General features: G+C 55.6%; 18 protein-coding genes. 14 read left to right on the top strand and 4 right to left on the bottom strand.

Going from position 1 to position 21,620, the window contains the following annotated elements:
* Positions 1–10: 10 nt before the first annotated feature.
* On the top strand, positions 11–568 hold the full coding sequence (yfcD, locus tag ABLU80_RS11995) for an NUDIX hydrolase YfcD (RefSeq protein WP_015365574.1): 558 nt from the start codon (positions 11–13) through the stop codon (positions 566–568).
* 67 nt (positions 569–635) lie between these two features.
* Here the strand turns inward: yfcD and pta are convergent, their stop codons facing one another.
* Together pta and ackA are read right to left on the bottom strand one after the other, a co-directional pair.
* Positions 636–2,783, bottom strand: a complete 2,148-nt coding sequence (gene pta, locus ABLU80_RS11990) for a phosphate acetyltransferase (protein WP_026612251.1) — start codon at positions 2,781–2,783, stop codon at positions 636–638.
* Between the two features lie 119 nt (positions 2,784–2,902).
* Positions 2,903–4,105: an acetate kinase gene (gene ackA, locus ABLU80_RS11985; RefSeq protein WP_015365576.1), complete on the bottom strand. Its 1,203-nt coding sequence runs from the start codon at positions 4,103–4,105 to the stop codon at positions 2,903–2,905.
* A 338-nt stretch (positions 4,106–4,443) separates the two neighbouring features.
* Between ackA and yfbV the strand changes: the two genes are divergently transcribed.
* The 4 genes from yfbV to ABLU80_RS11965 all read left to right on the top strand — a co-directional run bounded on the left by yfbV (position 4,444) and on the right by ABLU80_RS11965 (position 8,059).
* A complete protein-coding gene (gene yfbV / locus ABLU80_RS11980) occupies positions 4,444–4,899 on the top strand; it encodes a terminus macrodomain insulation protein YfbV (RefSeq protein WP_045376925.1) in 456 nt (151 codons plus the stop codon).
* A gap of 85 nt (positions 4,900–4,984) precedes the next feature.
* On the top strand, positions 4,985–5,479 hold the full coding sequence (locus ABLU80_RS11975; protein ID WP_015365579.1) for a YfbU family protein: 495 nt from the start codon (positions 4,985–4,987) through the stop codon (positions 5,477–5,479).
* Between the two features lie 11 nt (positions 5,480–5,490).
* Positions 5,491–6,150, top strand: coding sequence for a sugar phosphatase (locus ABLU80_RS11970; RefSeq protein WP_047063996.1), 660 nt, complete (start codon positions 5,491–5,493; stop codon positions 6,148–6,150).
* Between the two features lie 76 nt (positions 6,151–6,226).
* Positions 6,227–8,059, top strand: coding sequence for an SLC13 family permease (locus ABLU80_RS11965; RefSeq protein ID WP_047063997.1), 1,833 nt, complete (start codon positions 6,227–6,229; stop codon positions 8,057–8,059).
* Between the two features lie 37 nt (positions 8,060–8,096).
* On the opposite strand, the gene yfbR is transcribed toward ABLU80_RS11965, so the two are convergent.
* Positions 8,097–8,696, bottom strand: a complete 600-nt coding sequence (yfbR, locus tag ABLU80_RS11960) for a 5'-deoxynucleotidase (protein WP_015706162.1) — start codon at positions 8,694–8,696, stop codon at positions 8,097–8,099.
* A gap of 81 nt (positions 8,697–8,777) precedes the next feature.
* A complete protein-coding gene (gene alaA, locus ABLU80_RS11955) occupies positions 8,778–9,995 on the bottom strand; it encodes an alanine transaminase AlaA (RefSeq protein ID WP_015365583.1) in 1,218 nt (405 codons plus the stop codon).
* Between the two features lie 883 nt (positions 9,996–10,878).
* On the opposite strand from alaA, the gene ABLU80_RS11950 reads away from it, so the two are divergent.
* The 9 genes from ABLU80_RS11950 to nuoI all read left to right on the top strand — a co-directional run bounded on the left by ABLU80_RS11950 (position 10,879) and on the right by nuoI (position 21,618).
* Positions 10,879–11,805, top strand: coding sequence for a LysR family transcriptional regulator (locus tag ABLU80_RS11950; protein ID WP_015365584.1), 927 nt, complete (start codon positions 10,879–10,881; stop codon positions 11,803–11,805).
* Between the two features lie 652 nt (positions 11,806–12,457).
* Positions 12,458–12,904 carry an NADH-quinone oxidoreductase subunit NuoA gene (nuoA, locus tag ABLU80_RS11945; RefSeq protein ID WP_002913181.1) on the top strand — a complete coding sequence of 149 codons (447 nt, stop codon included), beginning with the start codon at positions 12,458–12,460 and terminating at the stop codon, positions 12,902–12,904.
* 15 nt (positions 12,905–12,919) lie between these two features.
* Positions 12,920–13,594 carry an NADH-quinone oxidoreductase subunit NuoB gene (gene nuoB / locus ABLU80_RS11940; RefSeq protein WP_002913178.1) on the top strand — a complete coding sequence of 225 codons (675 nt, stop codon included), beginning with the start codon at positions 12,920–12,922 and terminating at the stop codon, positions 13,592–13,594.
* 88 nt (positions 13,595–13,682) lie between these two features.
* Positions 13,683–15,491: an NADH-quinone oxidoreductase subunit C/D gene (gene nuoC, locus ABLU80_RS11935; RefSeq protein ID WP_015365585.1), complete on the top strand. Its 1,809-nt coding sequence runs from the start codon at positions 13,683–13,685 to the stop codon at positions 15,489–15,491.
* Positions 15,492–15,493: 2 nt separating this feature from the next.
* Complete coding sequence (nuoE, locus tag ABLU80_RS11930; RefSeq protein ID WP_015365586.1) at positions 15,494–15,994, top strand: NADH-quinone oxidoreductase subunit NuoE; 501 nt, start codon at positions 15,494–15,496, stop codon at positions 15,992–15,994.
* A complete protein-coding gene (nuoF, locus tag ABLU80_RS11925; RefSeq protein WP_015365587.1) occupies positions 15,991–17,328 on the top strand; it encodes an NADH-quinone oxidoreductase subunit NuoF in 1,338 nt (445 codons plus the stop codon). Before nuoE ends, nuoF begins: the two co-directional genes overlap by 4 nt.
* A 32-nt stretch (positions 17,329–17,360) precedes the next feature.
* Entirely contained in the window at positions 17,361–20,087 is a 2,727-nt protein-coding gene (gene nuoG / locus ABLU80_RS11920) for an NADH-quinone oxidoreductase subunit NuoG (RefSeq protein ID WP_015706161.1), read from the top strand.
* Entirely contained in the window at positions 20,084–21,061 is a 978-nt protein-coding gene (gene nuoH / locus ABLU80_RS11915) for an NADH-quinone oxidoreductase subunit NuoH (RefSeq protein ID WP_015365589.1), read from the top strand. Before nuoG ends, nuoH begins: the two co-directional genes overlap by 4 nt.
* Before the next feature lie 14 nt (positions 21,062–21,075).
* A complete protein-coding gene (nuoI, locus tag ABLU80_RS11910; protein WP_015365590.1) occupies positions 21,076–21,618 on the top strand; it encodes an NADH-quinone oxidoreductase subunit NuoI in 543 nt (180 codons plus the stop codon).
* Positions 21,619–21,620: the final 2 nt, after the last annotated feature.

Here is a 21,620-nt window from a genome sequence, read left to right as displayed (position 1 = left end):
AGGTTTCCTGATGGCGGAACAGAAGCATTTGGCAAGCACAGAATGGGTCGATATTGTTAATGAAAACAATGAAGTGATAGCACAGTCCAGCCGCGAGCAAATGCGCGCGCAGTGTCTGCGCCACCGCGCGACCTATATTGTGGTTCATGATGGGATGGGCAAGATTCTGGTACAGCGCCGTACCGAGAGCAAAGATTTCATGCCGGGCATGCTGGATGCGACCGCAGGCGGCGTGGTGCAGGCGGATGAACAGCTGCTGGACTCCGCGCGCCGCGAAGCGGAAGAAGAGCTGGGGATTGCGGGCGTGCCTTTTGCCGATCACGGCCAATTCTACTACGAAGATAAACACTGCCGCGTCTGGGGAAGCCTGTTTAGCTGTGTTTCTCATGGCCCGTTCGCCCTGCAGGAAGAAGAGGTCAGCGAGGTATGCTGGCTGACGCCGGAAGAGATCACCGCGCGCTGCGATGAGTTCACCGCCGATTCACTGAAAGCGCTGGCGCTGTGGATGACCCGTAACGCGGGCAATACCGGCCACGATCGCGACGAGCCGGAAGAAGACGAAGCGTAATTTCCTTTACGCGTTAGCGTCAAAAAAAAGGCAGCCATTTGGCTGCCTTTTTTGTCTCAGCGGGAGATTATTTCTGCTGCTGAGAAGACTGAATCGCCGTCAGTGCGATGGTGTAGACGATATCGTCTACCAGCGCGCCGCGGGACAGGTCGTTTACCGGCTTACGCATACCCTGCAGCATCGGCCCGATGGAGATCAGGTCAGCGGAACGCTGTACGGCTTTGTAAGTGGTGTTACCGGTGTTCAGATCCGGGAAGATGAACACGGTCGCGCGGCCAGCTACCGGAGAGTTTGGCGCTTTGGACTTCGCAACATCGGCCATTACCGCGGCATCATACTGCAGCGGACCGTCGATCATCAGGTCAGGACGTTTTTCCTGCGCCAGACGAGTTGCTTCGCGTACTTTTTCTACATCGCTACCTGCGCCGGAGGTGCCGGTGGAGTAGGAGAGCATCGCCACGCGCGGTTCGATACCGAAGGCAATCGCGGAATCAGCGGACTGAATCGCGATTTCCGCCAGCTGTTCAGCAGTCGGATCCGGGTTGATCGCGCAGTCGCCGTAAACGTAAACCTGTTCCGGCAGCAGCATGAAGAATACGGAAGAGACCAGCGAGCTGCCCGGCGCCGTTTTGATAAGCTGCAGCGGCGGACGGATGGTATTGGCGGTGGTGTGAACCGCGCCGGATACCAGGCCGTCGACTTCGTCTTGTTCCAGCATCAGGGTGCCGAGAACCACGTTATCTTCCAGCTGTTCGCGCGCAACCGCTTCGGTCATGCCTTTGTTCTTACGCAGTTCGACCAGACGCGCCACGTAGCTTTCGCGAACCACTTCCGGATCGACGATTTCAATACCAGCGCCCAGCTCTACGCCCTGAGAGGCCGCAACGCGGTTGATCTCATCCGGGTTGCCCAGCAGCACGCAGGTTGCAATACCGCGCTCGGCACAGATGGCCGCCGCTTTAACAGTACGCGGTTCGTCGCCTTCCGGCAGAACGACGCGTTTGCCCGCTTTACGCGCCAGCTCGGTCAGCTGGTAGCGGAAGGCTGGCGGAGACAGACGACGGCTGCGCTCGGATGTCGCGGTCAGCGATTCGATCCAGTCGGCGTTGATATAGTTGGCAACGTATTCCTGTACTTTCTCGATGCGCTCGTGATCGTCAACCGGTACTTCCAGGTTGAAGCTCTGCAGGCTCAGAGAGGTCTGCCAGGTGTTGGTGTTAACCATGAATACCGGCAGGCCGGTGGCGAAAGCACGTTCGCACAGCTTGCTGATGCGCGCGTCCATTTCATAGCCGCCGGTCAGCAGGATAGCGCCGATTTCTACGCCGTTCATCGCCGCCAGGCAGGCAGCGACCAGTACGTCAGGACGGTCTGCGGAAGTCACCAGCAGAGAACCCGGACGGAAGTGTTCCAGCATGTGCGGAATGCTGCGCGCGCAGAAGGTTACAGACTTCACGCGGCGAGTATTGATGTCGCCTTCGTTGATCACGGTCGCATTCAGGTGATGCGCCATGTCGATAGCGCGCGTGGCGATCAGATCGAAGCTCCATGGCACCGCGCCCAGTACCGGCAGCGGGCTGCCATTCTGCAGTTGGGCCGGATCGATCTTCACGACTTTCGCTTTAGACGAGTCGTCAAAGATTTCGGACAGGTCAGGGCGTGTACGGCCTTGTTCATCAACCGGAGCATTCAGTTTGTTAACGATAACGCCAGTGATGCTGGTGTTTTTCGCGCCGCCGAAGCTGTTGCGAGTCAGTTCGATACGCTCGTTCAGCTGTTCCGGGGTATCGGTGCCCTGAGACATCACGAAGACGATTTCCGCGTTAAGCGTTTTTGCGATTTCGTAGTTCAGAGACTGAGCGAACTGGTGTTTACGAGTCGGGACCAGGCCTTCAACCAGAACCACTTCAGCATCCTGAGTGTTGGCATGGTAGTTGGCGATGATCTCTTCCATCAGCACGTCTTTCTGGTTGCTGGACAGCAGCGACTCAACGTGGCTCATGTTCATCGGTTCAGCGGCAGTCGTCGTTGAAGAGCTGGCGCGAACGATGGTGGTAGTCTGGTCTGGAGTATCGCCACCGGAACGCGGCTGGGCGATAGGTTTAAAGACGCTCAGGCGAACGCCTTTGCGTTCCATAGCGCGGATAACACCGAGGCTGACGCTGGTCAGGCCTACGCTGGTTCCGGTAGGGATCAGCATGATAGTACGGGACACGATATATCCTCTTTCGTTACCGCCAGTTTTAGGCGGGATACAAAACAGCACCGCCAGCTTACCGTTCATACTTCAAGTGGCAACTCGAAGCAGTCAGGATTATCGCTGGCGGTGTGGAATTAAGCGGTCAGACGGTGTGCGTCTTGAGCGATCACCAGCTCTTCGTTGGTCGGGATAACCACGGCAGGGCGGGTGCCTTCTTTGTTGATGAAGCCAGACTTGCCGAAACGGGCAGCCAGGTTACGCTCGTGATCAACTTCGAAGCCCAGAACGCCCAGTTTACCCAGGGACAGTTCACGAACCATCGCGGCGTTTTCACCGATACCACCGGTGAAGACAACGGCGTCCAGACGGCCGTCCATCAGCGCGGTGTAAGAACCGATGTATTTCGCCAGACGGTGGCAGTAAACGTCCATTGCGCGTTTAGCGTCAGCTTTATCCGCGTAGTTGTCTTCAACGTAGCGGCAGTCGCTGGTGACTTCGGTCAGACCCAGCAGGCCGGACTCTTTGGTCAGCATTTTGTTGATAGCATCTACGCTCATACCCAGGGCGTCGTGCAGGTGGAAAATGATTGCCGGGTCGATATCGCCAGAGCGAGTACCCATCACCAGACCTTCCAGCGGGGTCAGACCCATGGAGGTATCAACGCATTTACCGTTACGGATAGCGGAAACGGAACCGCCGTTGCCGAGGTGGCAGGTGATGATGTTCAGTTCTTCAACCGGCTTGTTCAGAACCTTAGCGGCTTCCTGAGTCACATAGTAGTGGCTGGTGCCGTGCGCGCCGTAACGACGTACGCCGTGCTCTTTGTACAGGCTGTACGGCAGGGCATACAGGTAGGACTCTTCCGGCATGGTCTGATGGAACGCGGTGTCGAACACGGCAACGTTCTTGTCTTTCAGGTGCGGGAAGGATTTCAGCGCTTCAGCGATACCGATCAGGTGCGCCGGGTTGTGCAGCGGTGCGAAGGAAGCGGAGTCTTTGATGCCCTGAATAACGGAATCGTCGATGACAACGGAACTGGTGTATTTTTCACCGCCGTGAACGATACGATGGCCAATTGCGGTCAGCTGTGCTGACAGTTCTGGTTTTTGTGCCAGAATAGTGTTAACGATAAAGTTCAGCGCTTCACTGTGAGCGGCGCCTGCGCCTAACTCAGCTTCGTGTTTGCCGCCGTCCATTTTCCATTTGATACGGGCTTCAGGAAGATGGAAACATTCGGCTAAACCGGAGAGATATTCGTCACCGTTAACGGCATCCAGGATAGCAAATTTCAGGGAAGAGCTACCGCAGTTCAGAACCAGTACTAACTTACTCGACATGGAAGTACCTTTTATGATACGTGGCTAAAAAAACATCAGTGTGTCACAAAGCGTAGCGCAGGATGACATCGACATTTATGATTAACATCATGCCTTGTTCTGTTTTCTGGCACGATGAGGGAAGTACATATGATTTTATGTCATTTTGCATAATTTTCCGCCAGCAGCAGAATATGCGATAATTTGACTAACCTGGTAAAAGGGTCTAACCGCCCTCTCAGGTGGGCACAGGATACCTGATTGCCGCACCCATTGCCAAAATCTTTTGAACGTTGTCATGCACAGTTGGTGTTTTGCACGAAAATTTTAAGTTTTATATGTAAAGTTGAGGTATAGCCATGTCGACCCCTGAGAATCGCCCCGTTAGCTTTTTTAGCTTGTTTCGTCGCGGGCAGCACTATGCGAAGACCTGGCCCCTCGATAAGCGGCTGGCGCCGGTGTTTATCGAAAACCGCATTATTCGCGCCACCCGCTACGCGATTCGCATCATGCCGCCGGTTGCGGTCTTCACCCTGTGCTGGCAGATAGCGCTCGGCGGCCAGCTCGGCCCGGCCGTCGCCACCGCGCTATTTGCCTTAAGCCTGCCGATGCAGGGGCTGTGGTGGTTGGGCAAGCGTTCCGTCACGCCATTACCGCCATCAATATTGAGCTGGTTTTATGAAGTGCGCGGCAAATTACAAGAGGCCGGGCAGGCGTTAGCGCCGGTTGACGGCAAGCCGGATTACCAGGCGCTGGCTGACACGCTTAAGCGCGCCTTCAAACAACTGGATAAAACTTTCCTTGATGATTTGTAATTCCATACGGAAAACGCATATAAAAGAAGGCGCATGATTTATGCGCCTTCTTTATTTCACGCCGTAAGTGCTACAGGAGTCAAAAATGGAAATGACCAATGCGCAGCGTCTGATTTTGTCCAATCAGTACAAGATGATGACTATGCTCGACCCGGACAACGCTGAACGTTACCGCCGTCTACAGACCATCATCGAGCGTGGATATGGGCTGCAAATGCGCGAGCTGGACCGCGAATTTGGCCAACTGACGGAAGAAACCTGCCGGACGATTATCGATATCATGGAGATGTACCACGCGCTGCACGTCTCCTGGACCAACCTCAAAGATGCGTCCGGTATTGATGAACGCCGGGTCACCTTCCTTGGCTTTGATGTCGCCACCGAGGCCCGTTATCTCGGCTATGTGCGCTTTATGGTCAATGTAGAAGGGCGCTATAGCCACTTCGACGCAGGAACTCACGGCTTTAACTCGCAGACGCCGATGTGGGAAAAATACCAGCGTATGCTGGCCGCCTGGCACTCCTGTCCGCGCCAGTATCATTTGAGTAGTAACGAAATTAACCAAATTATTAATGCCTGATGGAGGTGCCCGTGCAGTGTAAAGGTTTCCTGTTCGATCTCGACGGGACGCTGGTGGATTCTTTACCGGTTGTCGAGCGTTCATGGTGTAAATGGGGCGATCGTTTCGGCATTCCGCATGATGAAATTCTCGGTTTCATTCACGGTAAACAGGCCATCACTTCGATTCGCCATTTTATGCCGGGGCGCAGCGAAGAGGATATTCAGGCCGAGTTCCGCTTCCTTGAGCAGATTGAAGCCACCGATATCGACGGCATTGTCGCACTGCCGGGCGCGTTAAACTTGCTGAATACGCTCAATGAAGCCGGTATCCCCTGGGCTATTGTGACCTCGGGGTCGATTCCGGTCGCTCACGCCCGCCATCGCGCGGCAGGTCTGCCGATGCCGAAAGTGTTTGTCACCGCCGAACAGGTGAAGAAGGGGAAACCGGCGCCGGATGCTTATCTGCTCGGCGCTGAACTGCTGGGGATACCGGCGCAACAGTGCGCGGTGGTTGAAGATGCGCCGGCGGGGCTGCTTTCCGGGCTGGCTGCCGGATGCCACACCATCGCCGTCAACGTTCCGGCGGATGCGCCGCGTCTTGATGAAGCCGATCTGGTGCTGACGACTCTCGAAAGTTTGCGCATTGAACGGCAGGCGGACGGCAATGTTCAGGTGAATCTTAAAGCATAATCTCATGACTTAGCCCCGCGTCGCCGGGGCTTTTTTGTGCCACAATTTCGGCTCCCTCTTCAGACAAGGATAAGTTGTGAACGGTGAATTGTTTTGGGTGTTATCGCTACTGGCCATCGCGGTTGTCTTGTTTGCAACCGGCAAGGTGCGCATGGATGCCATCGCGCTGATGATCATTGTGGCGTTTGTGCTTAGCGGTACGTTAACCCTCAGCGAAGCCTTCTCCGGCTTTAGCGATCCGAACGTCATTCTCATTGCTGCGTTATTTATCATTGGCGATGGCCTGGTGCGCACCGGCGTGGCGACTAAAATGGGCTCCTGGTTGGTCAAGGTTGCCGGTAATAGCGAAACCAAAATGCTGGTCTACCTGATGCTCACCGTTGCCGGGCTGGGCGCGTTTATGAGCTCAACCGGCGTCGTGGCGATATTTATTCCGGTGGTGCTCAGCGTTTCGCTGCGTATGAATACCTCGCCATCGCGGCTGATGATGCCGCTGAGCTTCGCCGGGCTGATTAGCGGCATGATGACCCTGGTGGCGACGCCGCCGAACCTGGTGGTCAACAGTGAACTGCTGCGCGAAGGGTTGCATGGATTCAGCTTCTTCAGCGTGACCCCGATTGGCCTGGTGGTGCTGGTGTTGGGTATCGTCTATATGCTGGTGATGCGCTTTATGCTGAAGAGCGAAGATGACAGCGCCGCTCGCGATGTGCGCAAGAAAAGCACCTTTCGTGATTTAATCAAAGAGTACCGCCTTACCGGCAGGGCGCGCCGGCTGGCGATTCGTCCGGGCTCGCCGATGATCGGCCAGCGGCTTGATGATTTAAAGCTGCGTGAACGCTACTGCGCCAACGTTATCGGCGTCGAACGCTGGCGGCGTTTTCGCCGGGTGATTGTCAACGTTAACGGGGTATCGGAGTTTCGCGCCCGTGACGTGTTGCTGATCGATATGTCAGCCTCCGACGTCGATTTGCGACAGTTCTGTGGCGAGCAGATGCTCGAACCGATGGTGCTGCGCGGCGAATACTTTGCCGATCAGGCGCTGGACGTCGGCATGGCTGAAGTCTCGTTAATCCCTGATTCAGAGCTTATCGGTAAAACAGTGCGCGAGATGGCCTTTCGTACCCGTTTTGGTCTGAATATCGTTGGCCTGAAGCGCGATGGTAAAGCGCTCGACGGGGCGGTAGTCGATGAACCTCTCCAGTTAGGCGATATTATGCTGGTGGTCGGCAACTGGCGGCAGATAGCCATGCTGGCGAAACGTGGCCGCGATTTTGTGGTGCTGAATATGCCGGTAGAGGTCAACGATGCTTCGCCAGCGCACAGTCAGGCGCCGCACGCCATATTCTGCCTGGTGTTGATGGTAGCGCTGATGCTTACCGATGAAATCCCTAACCCTATCGCTGCCATCATCGCCTGCCTGTTGATGGGCAAGTTTCGCTGCATCAATGCGGAGAGCGCCTACAAGGCTATTCACTGGCCGAGCATCATTTTGATTGTGGGGATGATGCCGTTTGCCCTGGCATTGCAGAAAACCGGCGGCGTGGATTTGGTGGTGCAGGGGTTAATGGACGTCGCCGGGAGCAAAGGCCCCTACTTGATGCTGGGTTGTCTGTTTGTGATGTGCGCGGCGATTGGTTTGTTTATCTCTAACACCGCGACGGCGGTGCTGATGGCGCCGATTGCTCTGGCGGCGGCGAAATCGATGGGAGTCTCGCCATATCCTTTTGCCATGGTGGTGGCGATGGCGGCTTCGGCGGCTTTCATGACCCCGGTCTCTTCACCGGTTAACACGCTGGTGCTCGGACCCGGTAAATATTCGTTTAGTGATTTTGTCAAAATCGGTGTGCCCTTCACCGTACTGGTGATGGTGGTCTGCGTGCTGCTTATCCCGGTACTCTTTCCGTTTTAATTCATTCAGGCCGGGCAGGGGATGCCCGGCCTGAAAATTAAAGCGGTGAATCCTGGCTGATTTCATCGAGCGACAAGTGGAAGCTCGGGACAAACACCTGCATAAAGTAATCCATCTCCGGGCTACGGCGAGACTCCAGCGTTTTTTCCAGTCGACCTTTGGCTAACAGGAATTCATTATTGCCGGCAGAAAGCTCTTCAAGACATTTCAGATAGGCGCACAGGGCGTCGGCCTGCTTCACAATCGACTGCTCTTCTTCACTGTAATGGTGCTCATCAATCAGGGGCTCAAAGATATCGCGCAGCTCATCGGGAACCATATCGACCAGTTTTTGCTGAGCGATTTTCTCAATCGCCTTATATTCCTGGGCAATCTGCGAATTGAAGTATTTCACCGGCGTGGGCAGATCGCCGGTGAGTACCTCAGAGGCATCGTGATACATCGCCAGCAGGGCAATACGTTCGGCGTTGACCTGGCCGCCAAACTTGCGGTTCTTAATTGCCGCCAGCGCATGGGCGACCATCGCCACCTGCAAACTGTGCTCGGAGACGTTTTCGGTACGCACGTTGCGCATCAAAGGCCAGCGGTTAATTAGTTTCAGGCGGGAGAGGTGGGCAAAGAAATGACTCTGACTCATAGGAACCCTTAAGCGGTGACAACATCAGGTTCCATTGTGCGCAGGGATCGCCGCCGGATGCAAATACCGGCGGCGGCGCGATTAAAGCTGATGATAGCCGGAGAGGAAACGGCCAAAGCGAGAAATCGCCATTTCCAGGTCATCTTCACGCGGCAGGGTGACGATACGCACGTGATCCGGCCACGGCCAGTTAAAGGCGGTGCCCTGAACCAGCAGCACTTTCTCCTGTAGAAGGAAATCGAGCACCATTTTCTGGTCATCGTGGATATTAAAGCGTTTGGCGTCGATTTTCGGGAACATATACAGCGCGCCTTTCGGCTTGACGCAGGAGACGCCTGGGATCTCGTTGATTAACTCCCAGGCGCGGTTGCGTTGCTCATACAAACGCCCGCCCGGAATGATAAATTCGCTAATGCTCTGATAGCCGCCCAGCGCGGTCTGGATAGCGTGTTGCGCCGGGACGTTGGCGCACAGGCGCATCGAGGCCAGCATTTCCAGCCCTTCGATATAGCCTTTGGCGTGCTTTTTCGGCCCGTTAAGCACCATCCAGCCCTGGCGGAAACCGGCGACACGATAGGTCTTCGACAGTCCGTTAAAGGTGACGGTCAGCATATCCGGCGCCAGCGCGGCGATCGAATGGTGTTCGGCATCGTCGTACAGGATCTTGTCGTAGATTTCGTCGGCGAAAATAATCAGGTTGTGCTGACGGGCGATCTCGACGATCTCCTGCAACAGTTCTTTGGAATAAACGGCGCCCGTTGGGTTATTCGGGTTAATGATGACGATCCCACGGGTGCGTGGCGTAATTTTGGCGCGGATATCGTCGAGGTCCGGGAACCAGTCTGAAGATTCGTCGCACAGATAGTGCACCGCTTTGCCGCTGGAAAGGGAGACCGCAGCGGTCCACAGCGGGTAGTCCGGAGCCGGAACCAGCATTTCGTCGCCGCTGTTGAGCAGCGCCTGCATAGCCTGGACGATCAGCTCGGACACGCCGTTACCGATATAGATATCTTCCACGGTAACATCGCGCATCCCGCGCGCCTGGTAGTGCTGCATAATCGCTTTACGGGCGGAATAGAGACCTTTTGAGTCGCTGTAGCCCTGGGCGGTCGGCAGATTGCGGATAACGTCGACGAGGATTTCGTCAGGCGCATCGAAGCCGAACGGCGCCGGGTTGCCGATATTCAGCTTGAGTACTTTGTTGCCTTCTTCTTCAAGGCGTTTTGCTTCTTTAAGAACCGGACCGCGGATGTCGTAACAGACATTCTCTAACTTGCTGGATTTTTCGATAGGGGACATGAACCTTTGACCTTTTAGCTGTTATCGCCACTCCCTGCCGTGGAAGTCAGCACGGAACAATGTACTCCGCATCCCCGCTGTTTTGAAGGGTTAACAGGAGAAGATTTTGCTAATAGTATTTTTTTAGAGTAATGAATTTATCTGTGTAATGGCGTTATTCTTTATATAATGTGCCTGGTATGGGTTTTTGAATGGTTTTATGTTGCGCGTATTAGGTGATTACATGGATGTTTATCCGGTTTGTTGCTGAAGGAAAAAGCGGTTTGCCGGAATTTTAACCGCTAAAAGACACTATGCTAATAAAAAGAGGGCGATGGCGACTGTAGCAACTATGTTAATTTTTTTTAATAAAACATGCCAATGAATGAATCAGGTATATTTGATTGCATGGATTATTTCGGCTTTTGTTAATTTAATTATAGTGCTGCAAAAAAGTTTAAAATTACCTTAGATAATACTGATTAGCGCTTATAAATATTGTGGTTTTCGGTTAGGATAAGACGGTTAATATCGACGTGTAAACCTCTGTTTAACGGCGTGATTTTATTAATATATTGTTATTGCAGGCTTTTTTGTTTGTGTTCAGCAGGCGTTGTTATGCGTGTCGGGCTTCCTGGCGTAACGACATCTGTTATTGCAGACTTTGTTTGAGATTCATCACATAACCGAAGTCTCAGTAATTAAAAATGCGTAGAGCTACGAACAAAATATTACTCAAATTTTTCGCACATTTGTCGCGAACGAGTGCTTTCACATGCAATGACGTTCTTCCAGTTGTCCTCCGCGGAATTTGTCCGCTCGGCACGAGGCTCATGGAATAGCCGGAAACCTGGATACAGCATCAACAAGGCAGGCCAGCATTAGCGCCTGTAAGTGAAGAAATATGATAAATGCAAATCGTCCGATACTGAATCTCGATCTCGATCTGCTGCGGACCTTCGTCGCCGTCGCCGATCTGAGCACCTTCGCGGCGGCCGCTGCCGCGGTATGTCGTACCCAGTCCGCCGTCAGTCAGCAGATGCAGCGCCTGGAGCAACTGGTAGGCAAAGAGCTTTTCGCCCGTCATGGGCGCAATAAATTACTGACCGAGCAGGGGATCCAACTGCTCAGCTACGCGCGCAAAATACTGCGCTTTAATGATGAGGCCTGCATGTCGCTGATGTTTGGCAGCCTGCAGGGGACGCTAACTATCGGCGCTTCCGATGAAACGGCGGATACCATCCTGCCTTACCTGCTCAACCGAATCGGCAGCTTCTATCCCAAACTGACGCTGGAAATAAAGGTCCTGAATTACGCCGATATCGTCGCGAAGTTGGGCAGCGGCGAGATCGACCTGGCATTAACGACGCATCAAACCGGCGAATTTGACGTCCTGACGCTGCGTACCTCGCCGACGCTGTGGTACTGCGCCGCGGATTACGTACTGGCGCAGGGTGAATCCGTTCCGCTGGTGCTGCTCGAAGAGTCCGGGCCGTTTCGCGAAGATATCATCTCCGCGCTGAACGCTGCGCAGGTTCCCTGGCATTTGGCGCATGCCGCCAGTTCTTTAGCCGGGGTGAAGGCGGCGGTGAAAGCGGGCCTTGGCGTCACCGCGCGTCCGGTAGAAATGATGAGTCCGGAGCTACGCGTTCCGGGTAAAAGCGATGGCCTACCGGGCTTGCCTGATACCCACTATGTGCTGAGCTGCAATCCGCAGCGGGAAAACGAACTGGCGCAGGCGATTTTTCAGTCGCTGAGCCAGGACCATAATCCGTGGAACACGGAAACCCTATATACCCCGGAAGGGGGAGACAGTTCTCTGGTTTCATAAAGCCGAATTATCATATATCGATCACAATAATCCGGTAACAAAATGTAAGTGTAAAAAAGAGCCACCGATCGACAAAATGGGGTCAGTGGCTCTTTTTTTTTATATTTTACAAGGATTTTAAGCAGTTTAATAATTTATTGATAAATGAATCAATGAGTTGGGTTGAAAGCGACCATTGTTTCTCTGTTTTTAGCTGCAGTTTCAATACTTCCTGCTAATGTTAAAAAACCGGACGGATTGTTGCCGTTTTCCAGATGTAATTAACAAAAGCGTGTCACAGATCAAGAAAATACCCCTACTTGGGGGGAGGAATCGCGGACAAATCCTGTCAAAATAGATTGGCGAAATTGATTTACGTCTAAAACGGACACGATTCAACAACACTAAATCCGAATGATATGCAAGGTTATTACGCAACAAAGGGCATTTAATGTTAATGAAAATATTCCAATGTAAATTAATGTAGTTAAAACTTTTGTTAAAGTTGACAAAAGGTTAAAGAAAGGGGTAAAAAGCCACGGCATTTGGGCTTCCTCATCAACCAGGGACGCTTTTTTGCAAGGTCATTTTTTTATTCCTCCCGTGAAACGCTGTGGCGTTCATCTGCCATCAAGAGCAGAGGGTTTTGGCGCTACACTTTTTTGGTTAAGCAATGCGTATGTCAACATCCACTGAAGTCATCGCTCATCATTGGGCATTCGCTATATTTCTCATCATCGCTATCGGTCTGTGCTGCCTGATGCTCGTCGGCGGCTGGTACCTCGGCGGTCGCGCGCGCGCGCGTAGCAAAAACACGCCGTTTGAATCGGGGATCGACTCCGTTGGTTCGGCCCGCTTACGTCTTTCTGCGAAGTTTTATCTGGTCGCCATGTTCTTCGTTATCTTCGACGTGGAAGCCCTGTATCTCTACGCATGGTCAACATCCATTCGCGAAAGCGGCTGGGTTGGCTTTGTGGAAGCCGCAATTTTCATTTTAGTGCTACTGGCTGGTCTGGTTTACCTCGTTCGCATCGGCGCACTGGACTGGACGCCTGCGCGTTCCCGTCGCACGCTGGTTAACCCGGAAACAGACAGTCCCACTAACCGTCATATGCAGTAAAAGCGAGGCAATAAGATGGATTATACGCTCACCCGCATAGATCCTAACGGTGAGAACGACCGTTACCCCCTGCAAAAACAGGAGATCGTAACTGACCCCCTGGAGCAAGAAGTCAATAAAAGCGTGTATATGGGGAAACTCGAACACGCGCTGCATGACATGGTGAACTGGGGCCGTAAGAACTCGATTTGGCCGTACAACTTCGGCCTGTCTTGCTGCTATGTAGAAATGGTGACGTCATTCACTGCGGTGCATGACGTTGCGCGTTTTGGCGCGGAAGTACTGCGTGCCTCTCCGCGTCAGGCCGACCTGATGGTGGTCGCCGGTACCTGCTTCACCAAAATGGCCCCGGTTATTCAGCGCCTGTACGATCAGATGCTGGAGCCGAAGTGGGTTATCTCTATGGGCGCATGCGCTAACTCCGGCGGGATGTACGATATCTACTCCGTCGTTCAGGGCGTGGACAAGTTTATTCCGGTGGATGTTTACATCCCGGGCTGTCCGCCGCGTCCGGAAGCTTATATGCAGGCGCTGATGCTGCTGCAGGAATCCATTGGTAAAGAGCGCCGTCCTCTCTCATGGGTGGTTGGCGATCAGGGCGTCTATCGCGCCAACATGCAATCCGAGCGCGAGCGTAAACGCGGCGAACGAATTGCGGTGACCAATCTGCGGACTCCGGACGAGATTTAACTTGCGCCTGCGGGCGGGAACCAGACTTCGCAAATCAATCTACAAAAGCAGCGAAGCCTCGCCCGGCAGTCACCACGGACCTTTTGCAATGGTGAACAATATGACTGATTTAACCGCGCATGACGCCGCACCAGCCTGGCAAACCCGCGATCACCTTGATGACCCGGTGATCGGCGAACTGCGCAACCGTTTTGGGCCGGATGCCTTTACCGTTCAGCCTACCCGTACCGGCGTTCCGGTGGTGTGGGTGAAGCGCGAACAGCTGCTTGAGGTGGGTGATTTCCTGAAGAGATTGCCGAAACCTTACGTGATGCTGTTTGACCTGCACGGCATGGACGAACGTTTACGTACGCACCGCGATGGCTTGCCAGCCGCGGATTTTTCCGTTTTCTACCACCTGATCTCAGTAGACCGCAACCGCGATATCATGCTCAAGGTGGCGTTGTCTGAAAACGATCTGCATCTGCCGACCTTCACCAAACTGTTCCCTAACGCCAACTGGTATGAGCGTGAAACCTGGGAAATGTTTGGCGTGACCTTCGACGGTCACCCGAATCTGCGCCGCATCATGATGCCGCCGACCTGGGAAGGCCACCCGCTGCGTAAAGACTATCCGGCGCGCGCCACCGAATTCGATCCGTTTGAGCTGACCAAAGCCAAGCAGGATCTGGAAATGGAAGCGTTAACCTTCAAGCCGGAAGAGTGGGGTATGAAGCGCGGCACCGAAAACGAGGACTTTATGTTCCTCAACCTCGGCCCGAACCACCCGTCCGCTCACGGCGCATTCCGTATTATTCTGCAGTTGGATGGCGAAGAGATCGTCGACTGCGTGCCGGACATCGGCTACCACCACCGCGGCGCGGAGAAGATGGGCGAACGCCAGTCCTGGCACAGCTACATCCCGTACACCGACCGTATCGAATACCTCGGCGGCTGCGTCAATGAGATGCCGTACGTGCTGGCGGTGGAAAAACTGGCCGGGATCACCGTGCCGGATCGCGTGAACGTGATCCGCGTGATGCTGTCCGAACTGTTCCGCATCAACAGCCACCTGCTGTATATCTCGACCTTTATTCAGGACGTCGGCGCGATGACCCCGGTCTTCTTCGCCTTTACCGACCGTCAGAAAATCTACGATCTGGTCGAAGCGATCACCGGTTTCCGTATGCACCCGGCGTGGTTCCGCATCGGCGGCGTCGCCCACGACCTGCCGCGCGGCTGGGATCGCCTGCTGCGTGAATTCCTTGAGTGGATGCCGAAGCGCCTGGATTCCTATGAGAAAGCCGCGCTGCGCAACACCATTCTGATTGGCCGTTCCAAAGGCGTTGCCGCCTACACCGCGAAAGAAGCGCTGGAGTGGGGCACCACCGGCGCAGGCCTGCGCGCGACCGGTATCGGCTTCGACGTGCGTAAATGGCGTCCTTATTCTGGCTACGAAAACTTCGACTTTGAAATCCCGACCGGCGGCGGCGTTTCCGACTGCTACACCCGCGTGATGCTGAAAGTGGAAGAGCTGCGCCAGAGCCTGCGCATTCTCCAGCAGTGCCTCGATAATATGCCGGAAGGCCCGTTCAAAGCGGATCACCCGCTGACTACGCCGCCGCCGAAAGAGCGCACGCTGCAGCACATTGAGACCCTGATTACGCACTTCCTGCAGGTTTCCTGGGGCCCGGTGATGCCGGCCAACGAATCCTTCCAGATGGTTGAAGCGACGAAGGGGATTAACAGTTACTACCTGACCAGCGACGGCAGCACCATGAGCTACCGTACCCGTATTCGTACCCCGAGCTATGCGCACCTGCAGCAGATCCCGGCGGCGATCCGCGGCAGCCTGGTATCCGACCTTATCGTCTATCTGGGTAGTATCGATTTTGTTATGTCAGACGTGGACCGCTAATTATGCACGAGAATCAACAACCACAAACCGAGGCTTTTGAGCTGAGTGCGGCAGAGCGTGAGGCTATTGAGCACGAAAAGCACCACTACGAAGACCCGCGTGCGGCGTCCATCGAAGCGCTGAAAATTGTTCAAAAACAGCGCGGCTGGGTGCCGGATGGCGCGATCTACGCGATCGCCGATGTGCTGGGGATCCCGGCAAGCGACGTCGAAGGCGTGGCGACATTCTACAGCCAGATCTTCCGCCAGCCGGTTGGCCGTCACGTGATCCGCTACTGCGACAGCGTGGTGTGCCATATCACCGGTTTCCAGGGGATCCAGTCGGCTATCGAGAAAAAGCTGGACATCAAACCGGGTCAAACCACCTTTGATGGCCGCTTCACGCTGCTGCCGACCTGTTGCCTTGGCAACTGCGACAAGGGGCCGACCATGATGATTGATGACGACACGCACAGTTATCTGACGCCGGAAGCGATTCCTGACCTCCTGGAGCGGTATAAATGAAAACCATTATTCGTACTGCCGAAACGCATCCATTAACCTGGCGTCTGCGCGATGACAAGCAGCCGGTGTGGCTGGACGAGTATCGCAGCAAAAACGGTTATGAAGGGGCGCGCAAGGCCTTAAGCGGCATGGCGCCGGATGAAATCGTCAATGCGGTAAAAGACGCCGGCCTGAAAGGGCGCGGCGGCGCGGGCTTTTCCACCGGTCTGAAGTGGAGCCTGATGCCGAAAGACGAGTCCATGAACATCCGTTACCTGCTGTGTAATGCCGATGAAATGGAACCGGGTACCTATAAAGACCGTCTGCTGATGGAACAGCTGCCGCACCTGCTGGTGGAAGGCATGCTGATCTCCGCTTTTGCGCTGAAGGCCTACCGTGGTTACATCTTCCTGCGCGGCGAATATATCGAAGCGGCGCAGCATCTGCGTCGTGCGATTGCCGAAGCTACCGAAGCGGGCCTGTTGGGGAAAAATATCCTCGGCACCGGTTTTGACTTCGAGCTGTTCGTGCACACCGGGGCAGGGCGCTATATCTGCGGTGAAGAGACGGCGCTTATCAACTCGCTGGAAGGCCGTCGCGCTAACCCGCGCTCCAAGCCGCCGTTCCCGGCGAGCTCCGGCGTATGGGGTAAACCGACCTGCGTCAACAACGTTGAAACCCTGTGCAACGTCCCTGCCATCCTCGCCAACGGCGTGGAGTGGTACCAGAATATTTCAACCAGCAAAGATGCCGGCACTAAGCTGATGGGCTTCTCCGGGCGCGTGAAGAATCCGGGCGTATGGGAGCTGCCGTTCGGCACTACCGCGCGCGAGATCCTCGAAGATTACGCCGGCGGCATGCGCGATGGCCTGAAGTTTAAAGCCTGGCAGCCGGGCGGCGCCGGTACCGACTTCCTGACCGAAGCGCACCTCGATTTGCCGATGGAGTTTGAAAGCATTGGTAAAGCAGGTAGCCGTCTGGGCACCGCGCTGGCGATGGCCGTCGACCACGAGATCGGCATGGTTCCGCTGGTGCGCAACCTCGAAGAATTTTTTGCCCGCGAATCCTGCGGCTGGTGTACGCCTTGCCGCGACGGCCTACCGTGGAGCGTGAAGATCCTGCGCGCCCTGGAGCGCGGCGAAGGCCAGCCTGGCGATATCGAAACTCTTGAGCAACTGTGTCGATTCCTCGGGCCGGGTAAAACCTTCTGCGCGCACGCGCCGGGCGCGGTTGAACCGCTGCAGAGCGCTATCAAATATTTCCGCGAAGAATTCGAGGCTGGCATTAAGCAGCAGTTCAGCAATACCCATGCAATTAACGGTATTCAGCCGAACCTGCTTAAGACGCGCTGGTAATCTAAAGGTTTTTTATTTTTGGAAGCACGCAAATGGCTACGATTCATGTAGACGGCAAAGAATACGAGGTCAACGGAGCGGACAACCTGCTAGAGGCTTGTCTCTCTCTTGGTCTTGATATTCCATACTTTTGCTGGCACCCGGCGCTAGGGAGCGTCGGTGCTTGCCGCCAGTGTGCGGTGAAGCAATATCAGAACGCGGAAGACACGCGTGGTCGCCTGGTGATGTCCTGTATGACTCCGGCATCTGACGGCACCTTTATTTCTATTGACGACGGCGAAGCGAAGCAGTTCCGCGAAAGCGTGGTGGAGTGGCTGATGACCAACCACCCGCACGACTGCCCGGTCTGCGAAGAGGGGGGCAACTGCCACCTGCAGGATATGACGGTCATGACCGGCCATAGCTTCCGCCGCTATCGTTTCACCAAGCGTACCCACCGCAACCAGGATTTGGGGCCATTTATTTCTCACGAAATGAACCGCTGCATCGCCTGCTACCGCTGCGTTCGCTACTATAAAGATTATGCCGACGGCACCGATCTGGGCGTTTATGGCGCTCATGACAACGTCTACTTCGGCCGCCCGGAAGATGGCACGCTGGAAAGCGAATTCTCCGGTAACCTGGTTGAAGTCTGCCCGACCGGCGTCTTCACCGATAAAACGCACTCCGAGCGTTACAACCGTAAGTGGGACATGCAGTTTGCGCCGAGCATCTGCCAGCAGTGTTCCATTGGCTGTAACATCAGCCCTGGCGAACGCTATGGCGAGCTGCGTCGTATCGAAAACCGTTATAACGGCACCGTGAACCGCTACTTCCTCTGCGACCGCGGTCGTTTCGGCTATGGCTACGTAAACCTCAAAGATCGTCCGCGTCAGCCGGTTCAGCGCCGCGGCGACGATCTGATCGCGCTCAACGCCGAACAGGCGATGCAGGGGGCGGCGGATATCCTGCGCCAGTCGAAGAAAGTCATTGGTATCGGTTCTCCGCGCGCCAGCATTGAAAGTAACTTCGCGCTGCGTGAGCTGGTCGGTAGCGAAAACTTCTATACCGGCATCGCTAAAGGCGAACAAGCGCGCCTGCAGATGATGCTCAAAGTACTGCGCGAAGGTGGGATCCATACCCCGACGCTGCGCGATATCGAATCCTACGATGCGGTACTGGTGCTGGGCGAAGATATTACCCAGACCGGCGCGCGCGTTGCCCTGGCGGTACGCCAGGCGGTGAAAGGGAAAGCACGCGAAATGGCGGCGGCGCAGAAAGTGGCCGACTGGCAGATTGCGGCGATTCTCAACATCGGACAGCGCGCCAAGCATCCGTTATTCGTCACTAATATCGACGACACGCGCCTCGATGACATCGCGGCGTGGACCTATCGCGCGCCGGTGGAAGATCAGGCGCGTCTGGGCTTTGCTATCGCCCATGCGCTGGACAACAGCGCGCCGGCGGTTGATGGCCTGAGCCATGACCTGCAGGGTAAAGTTGATGTGATCGTTCAGGCGCTGGCCGGGGCGAAAAAACCGCTGATTATCTCCGGCACTAACGCCGGCAGCATGGAAATCATTCAGGCTGCCGCCAACGTGGCGAAAGCGTTGAAAGGCCGCGGCGCCGATGTTGGCGTGACTATGGTCGCCCGTGCGGTGAACAGCGTTGGCCTGGGCATGATCGGCGGCGGCTCGCTTGAAGAGGCGCTGGACGAACTGGAAAGCGGCGCCGCAGATGCGGTTATCGTGCTGGAAAACGACCTGCACCGTCATGCTTCCGCCGCGCGCGTCGACGCTGCGCTGGCGAAAGCGCCGCTGGTGATGGTGGTTGATCATCAGCGCACCGCGATTATGGACAAAGCGCACCTGGTGCTCTCCGCGGCAAGCTTTGCGGAAAGCGACGGTACCGTGGTGAACAACGAAGGCCGCGCCCAGCGTTTCTTCCAGGTTTACGATCCGGCTTACTACGACGCGAAAACCGTGATGCTGGAAAGCTGGCGCTGGCTGCATTCGCTGCACAGCACCGTCAACAACCGTCAGGTTGACTGGACGCAGCTGGACCACGTCATCGATGCGGCGATTGCGGCGCTGCCGCAGCTGGCGGGCATTAAAGATGCCGCGCCGGATGCGACCTTCCGCATTCGCGGTCAGAAGCTGGCGCGTGAACCGCACCGCTACAGCGGCCGCACGGCGATGCGCGCCAACATCAGCGTGCACGAACCGCGCCAACCGCAGGATAAAGACACCATGTTCGCCTTCTCGATGGAAGGGAACAACCAGCCGTCCGCGCCGCGTTCGCAAATTCCGTTTGCGTGGGCGCCGGGCTGGAACTCCCCACAGGCATGGAACAAATTCCAGGATGAAGTGGGCGGTAAACTGCGCCACGGCGATCCGGGCGTGCGTCTGATTGAAGCTTCCGCCAGCGGGCTGGAGTACTTCACGGCGGTTCCGGCCAGCTTCCACGCGGAAGAGGGCAAATGGCGTATCGCGCCTTACTACCACCTGTTTGGCAGCGATGAGCTGTCGCAGCGTTCTCCGGTGTTCCAGAGCCGGATGCCTGAGCCGTACATCAAGCTGAACCCGGCGGATGCCGCAAAGCTTGGCGTCAATGCCGGGGCGATGGTTTCCTTCAGCGTTGAAGGCCAGACGCTGAGTTTGCCGCTGGTTATTTCTGAAGGGCTGGCCGCGGGACAGGTTGGCTTACCGATGGGCATGCCGGGCATCGCGCCGGTACTGGCCGGGGCGCGTATTGATTCACTGCAGGAGGCGCAAGCATGAGTTGGTTAACGCCGGATCTTATCGACATTTTGTTAAGCATCCTGAAGGCCGTGGTCATTCTGCTGGTGGTCGTCACCTGCGGCGCGTTCATGAGCTTCGGCGAGCGTCGTCTGCTCGGCCTGTTCCAGAACCGCTACGGACCTAACCGCGTGGGCTGGGGCGGTTCGCTGCAGCTGGTCGCCGACATGATCAAGATGTTCTTCAAAGAGGACTGGATCCCGCGCTTCTCCGATCGCGTGATCTTTACTCTGGCGCCGGTTATCGCCTTTACTTCGCTGCTGCTGGCTTTTGCTATCGTGCCGGTTAGCCCGTCGTGGGTGGTCGCCGACCTGAACATCGGTATTCTGTTCTTCCTGATGATGGCAGGCCTGGCGGTTTACGCGGTCCTGTTCGCCGGTTGGTCGAGCAACAACAAATACTCGCTGCTGGGGGCGATGCGTGCTTCCGCGCAAACGCTGAGCTACGAAGTGTTCCTCGGTCTCTCCCTGATGGGCGTGGTGGCGCAGGCGGGGTCATTCAACATGACCGATATCGTCAACAACCAGGCGCATCTGTGGAACGTCATCCCGCAGTTCTTTGGCTTCGTCACTTTCGCCATCGCCGGCGTGGCGGTGTGTCACCGTCACCCGTTCGACCAGCCGGAAGCGGAGCAGGAACTGGCCGATGGTTACCACATTGAATATTCCGGTATGAAATTCGGTCTGTTCTTCGTCGGTGAATACATCGGGATTGTCACCGTTTCAGCACTGATCGTTACGCTGTTCTTCGGCGGCTGGAATGGCCCGTGGTTACCGCCTTTCATCTGGTTCGCGCTGAAAACCGCGTTCTTCATGATGATGTTCATTTTGATCCGCGCATCATTACCGCGTCCGCGTTATGACCAGGTAATGTCCTTTGGCTGGAAGGTATGCCTGCCGTTAACGCTGGTCAACTTGTTGGTAACGGCGGCTGTCATTCTCTGGCAGGCGCAATAAGGGGTGAATTGAACATGACCTTAAAAGAATTATTGGTAGGGTTCGGCACCCAGGTCCGCAGTATTTGCATGATCGGGATGCACGCCTTCGCCAAACGTGAAACTCAGATGTACCCGGAAGAGCCGGTATATCTGCCGCCGCGCTATCGTGGCCGTATCGTGCTGACGCGCGATCCGGACGGTGAAGAGCGCTGCGTTGCCTGTAACCTGTGCGCGGTAGCCTGCCCGGTTGGCTGTATCTCTCTGCAGAAAGCAGAGACCAAAGACGGCCGCTGGTACCCGGAGTTCTTCCGCATCAACTTCTCACGCTGCATTTTCTGCGGCCTGTGCGAAGAAGCATGCCCGACCACGGCGATTCAGTTGACCCCGGACTTCGAACTGGGCGAATACAAACGTCAGGATCTGGTGTACGAAAAAGAGGATCTGCTGATTTCCGGTCCGGGCAAATACCCGGAATATAACTTCTACCGGATGGCGGGTATGGCAATCGACGGCAAAGATAAGGGCGAAGCGGAAAACGAAGCTAAGCCAATCGACGTCAAGAGCCTGTTACCGTAAGG

The organism is Klebsiella sp. CN_Kp104 (genome assembly GCF_040064515.1).
In the GTDB taxonomy this organism is placed as follows: domain Bacteria; phylum Pseudomonadota; class Gammaproteobacteria; order Enterobacterales; family Enterobacteriaceae; genus Klebsiella; species Klebsiella aerogenes.
Note: the sequence above shows the minus strand (reverse complement) of the source record. Positions and strands in the feature narration are given on the sequence as shown.

What these genes read in the sequence shown, in the direction of transcription:
- yfcD (WP_015365574.1), top strand. Translation starts at nt 11, where the DNA reads ATGGCGGAACAGAAGCATTTGGCAAGCACAGAATGGGTCGATATTGTT.
- ackA (WP_015365576.1), bottom strand. Translation starts at nt 4,105, where the DNA reads ATGTCGAGTAAGTTAGTACTGGTTCTGAACTGCGGTAGCTCTTCCCTG.
- yfbV (WP_045376925.1), top strand. Translation starts at nt 4,444, where the DNA reads ATGTCGACCCCTGAGAATCGCCCCGTTAGCTTTTTTAGCTTGTTTCGT.
- ABLU80_RS11975 (WP_015365579.1), top strand. Translation starts at nt 4,985, where the DNA reads ATGGAAATGACCAATGCGCAGCGTCTGATTTTGTCCAATCAGTACAAG.
- yfbR (WP_015706162.1), bottom strand. Translation starts at nt 8,696, where the DNA reads ATGAGTCAGAGTCATTTCTTTGCCCACCTCTCCCGCCTGAAACTAATT.
- alaA (WP_015365583.1), bottom strand. Translation starts at nt 9,995, where the DNA reads ATGTCCCCTATCGAAAAATCCAGCAAGTTAGAGAATGTCTGTTACGAC.
- ABLU80_RS11950 (WP_015365584.1), top strand. Translation starts at nt 10,879, where the DNA reads ATGATAAATGCAAATCGTCCGATACTGAATCTCGATCTCGATCTGCTG.
- nuoA (WP_002913181.1), top strand. Translation starts at nt 12,458, where the DNA reads ATGCGTATGTCAACATCCACTGAAGTCATCGCTCATCATTGGGCATTC.
- nuoB (WP_002913178.1), top strand. Translation starts at nt 12,920, where the DNA reads ATGGATTATACGCTCACCCGCATAGATCCTAACGGTGAGAACGACCGT.
- nuoC (WP_015365585.1), top strand. Translation starts at nt 13,683, where the DNA reads ATGGTGAACAATATGACTGATTTAACCGCGCATGACGCCGCACCAGCC.
- nuoE (WP_015365586.1), top strand. Translation starts at nt 15,494, where the DNA reads ATGCACGAGAATCAACAACCACAAACCGAGGCTTTTGAGCTGAGTGCG.
- nuoF (WP_015365587.1), top strand. Translation starts at nt 15,991, where the DNA reads ATGAAAACCATTATTCGTACTGCCGAAACGCATCCATTAACCTGGCGT.
- nuoG (WP_015706161.1), top strand. Translation starts at nt 17,361, where the DNA reads ATGGCTACGATTCATGTAGACGGCAAAGAATACGAGGTCAACGGAGCG.
- nuoH (WP_015365589.1), top strand. Translation starts at nt 20,084, where the DNA reads ATGAGTTGGTTAACGCCGGATCTTATCGACATTTTGTTAAGCATCCTG.
- nuoI (WP_015365590.1), top strand. Translation starts at nt 21,076, where the DNA reads ATGACCTTAAAAGAATTATTGGTAGGGTTCGGCACCCAGGTCCGCAGT.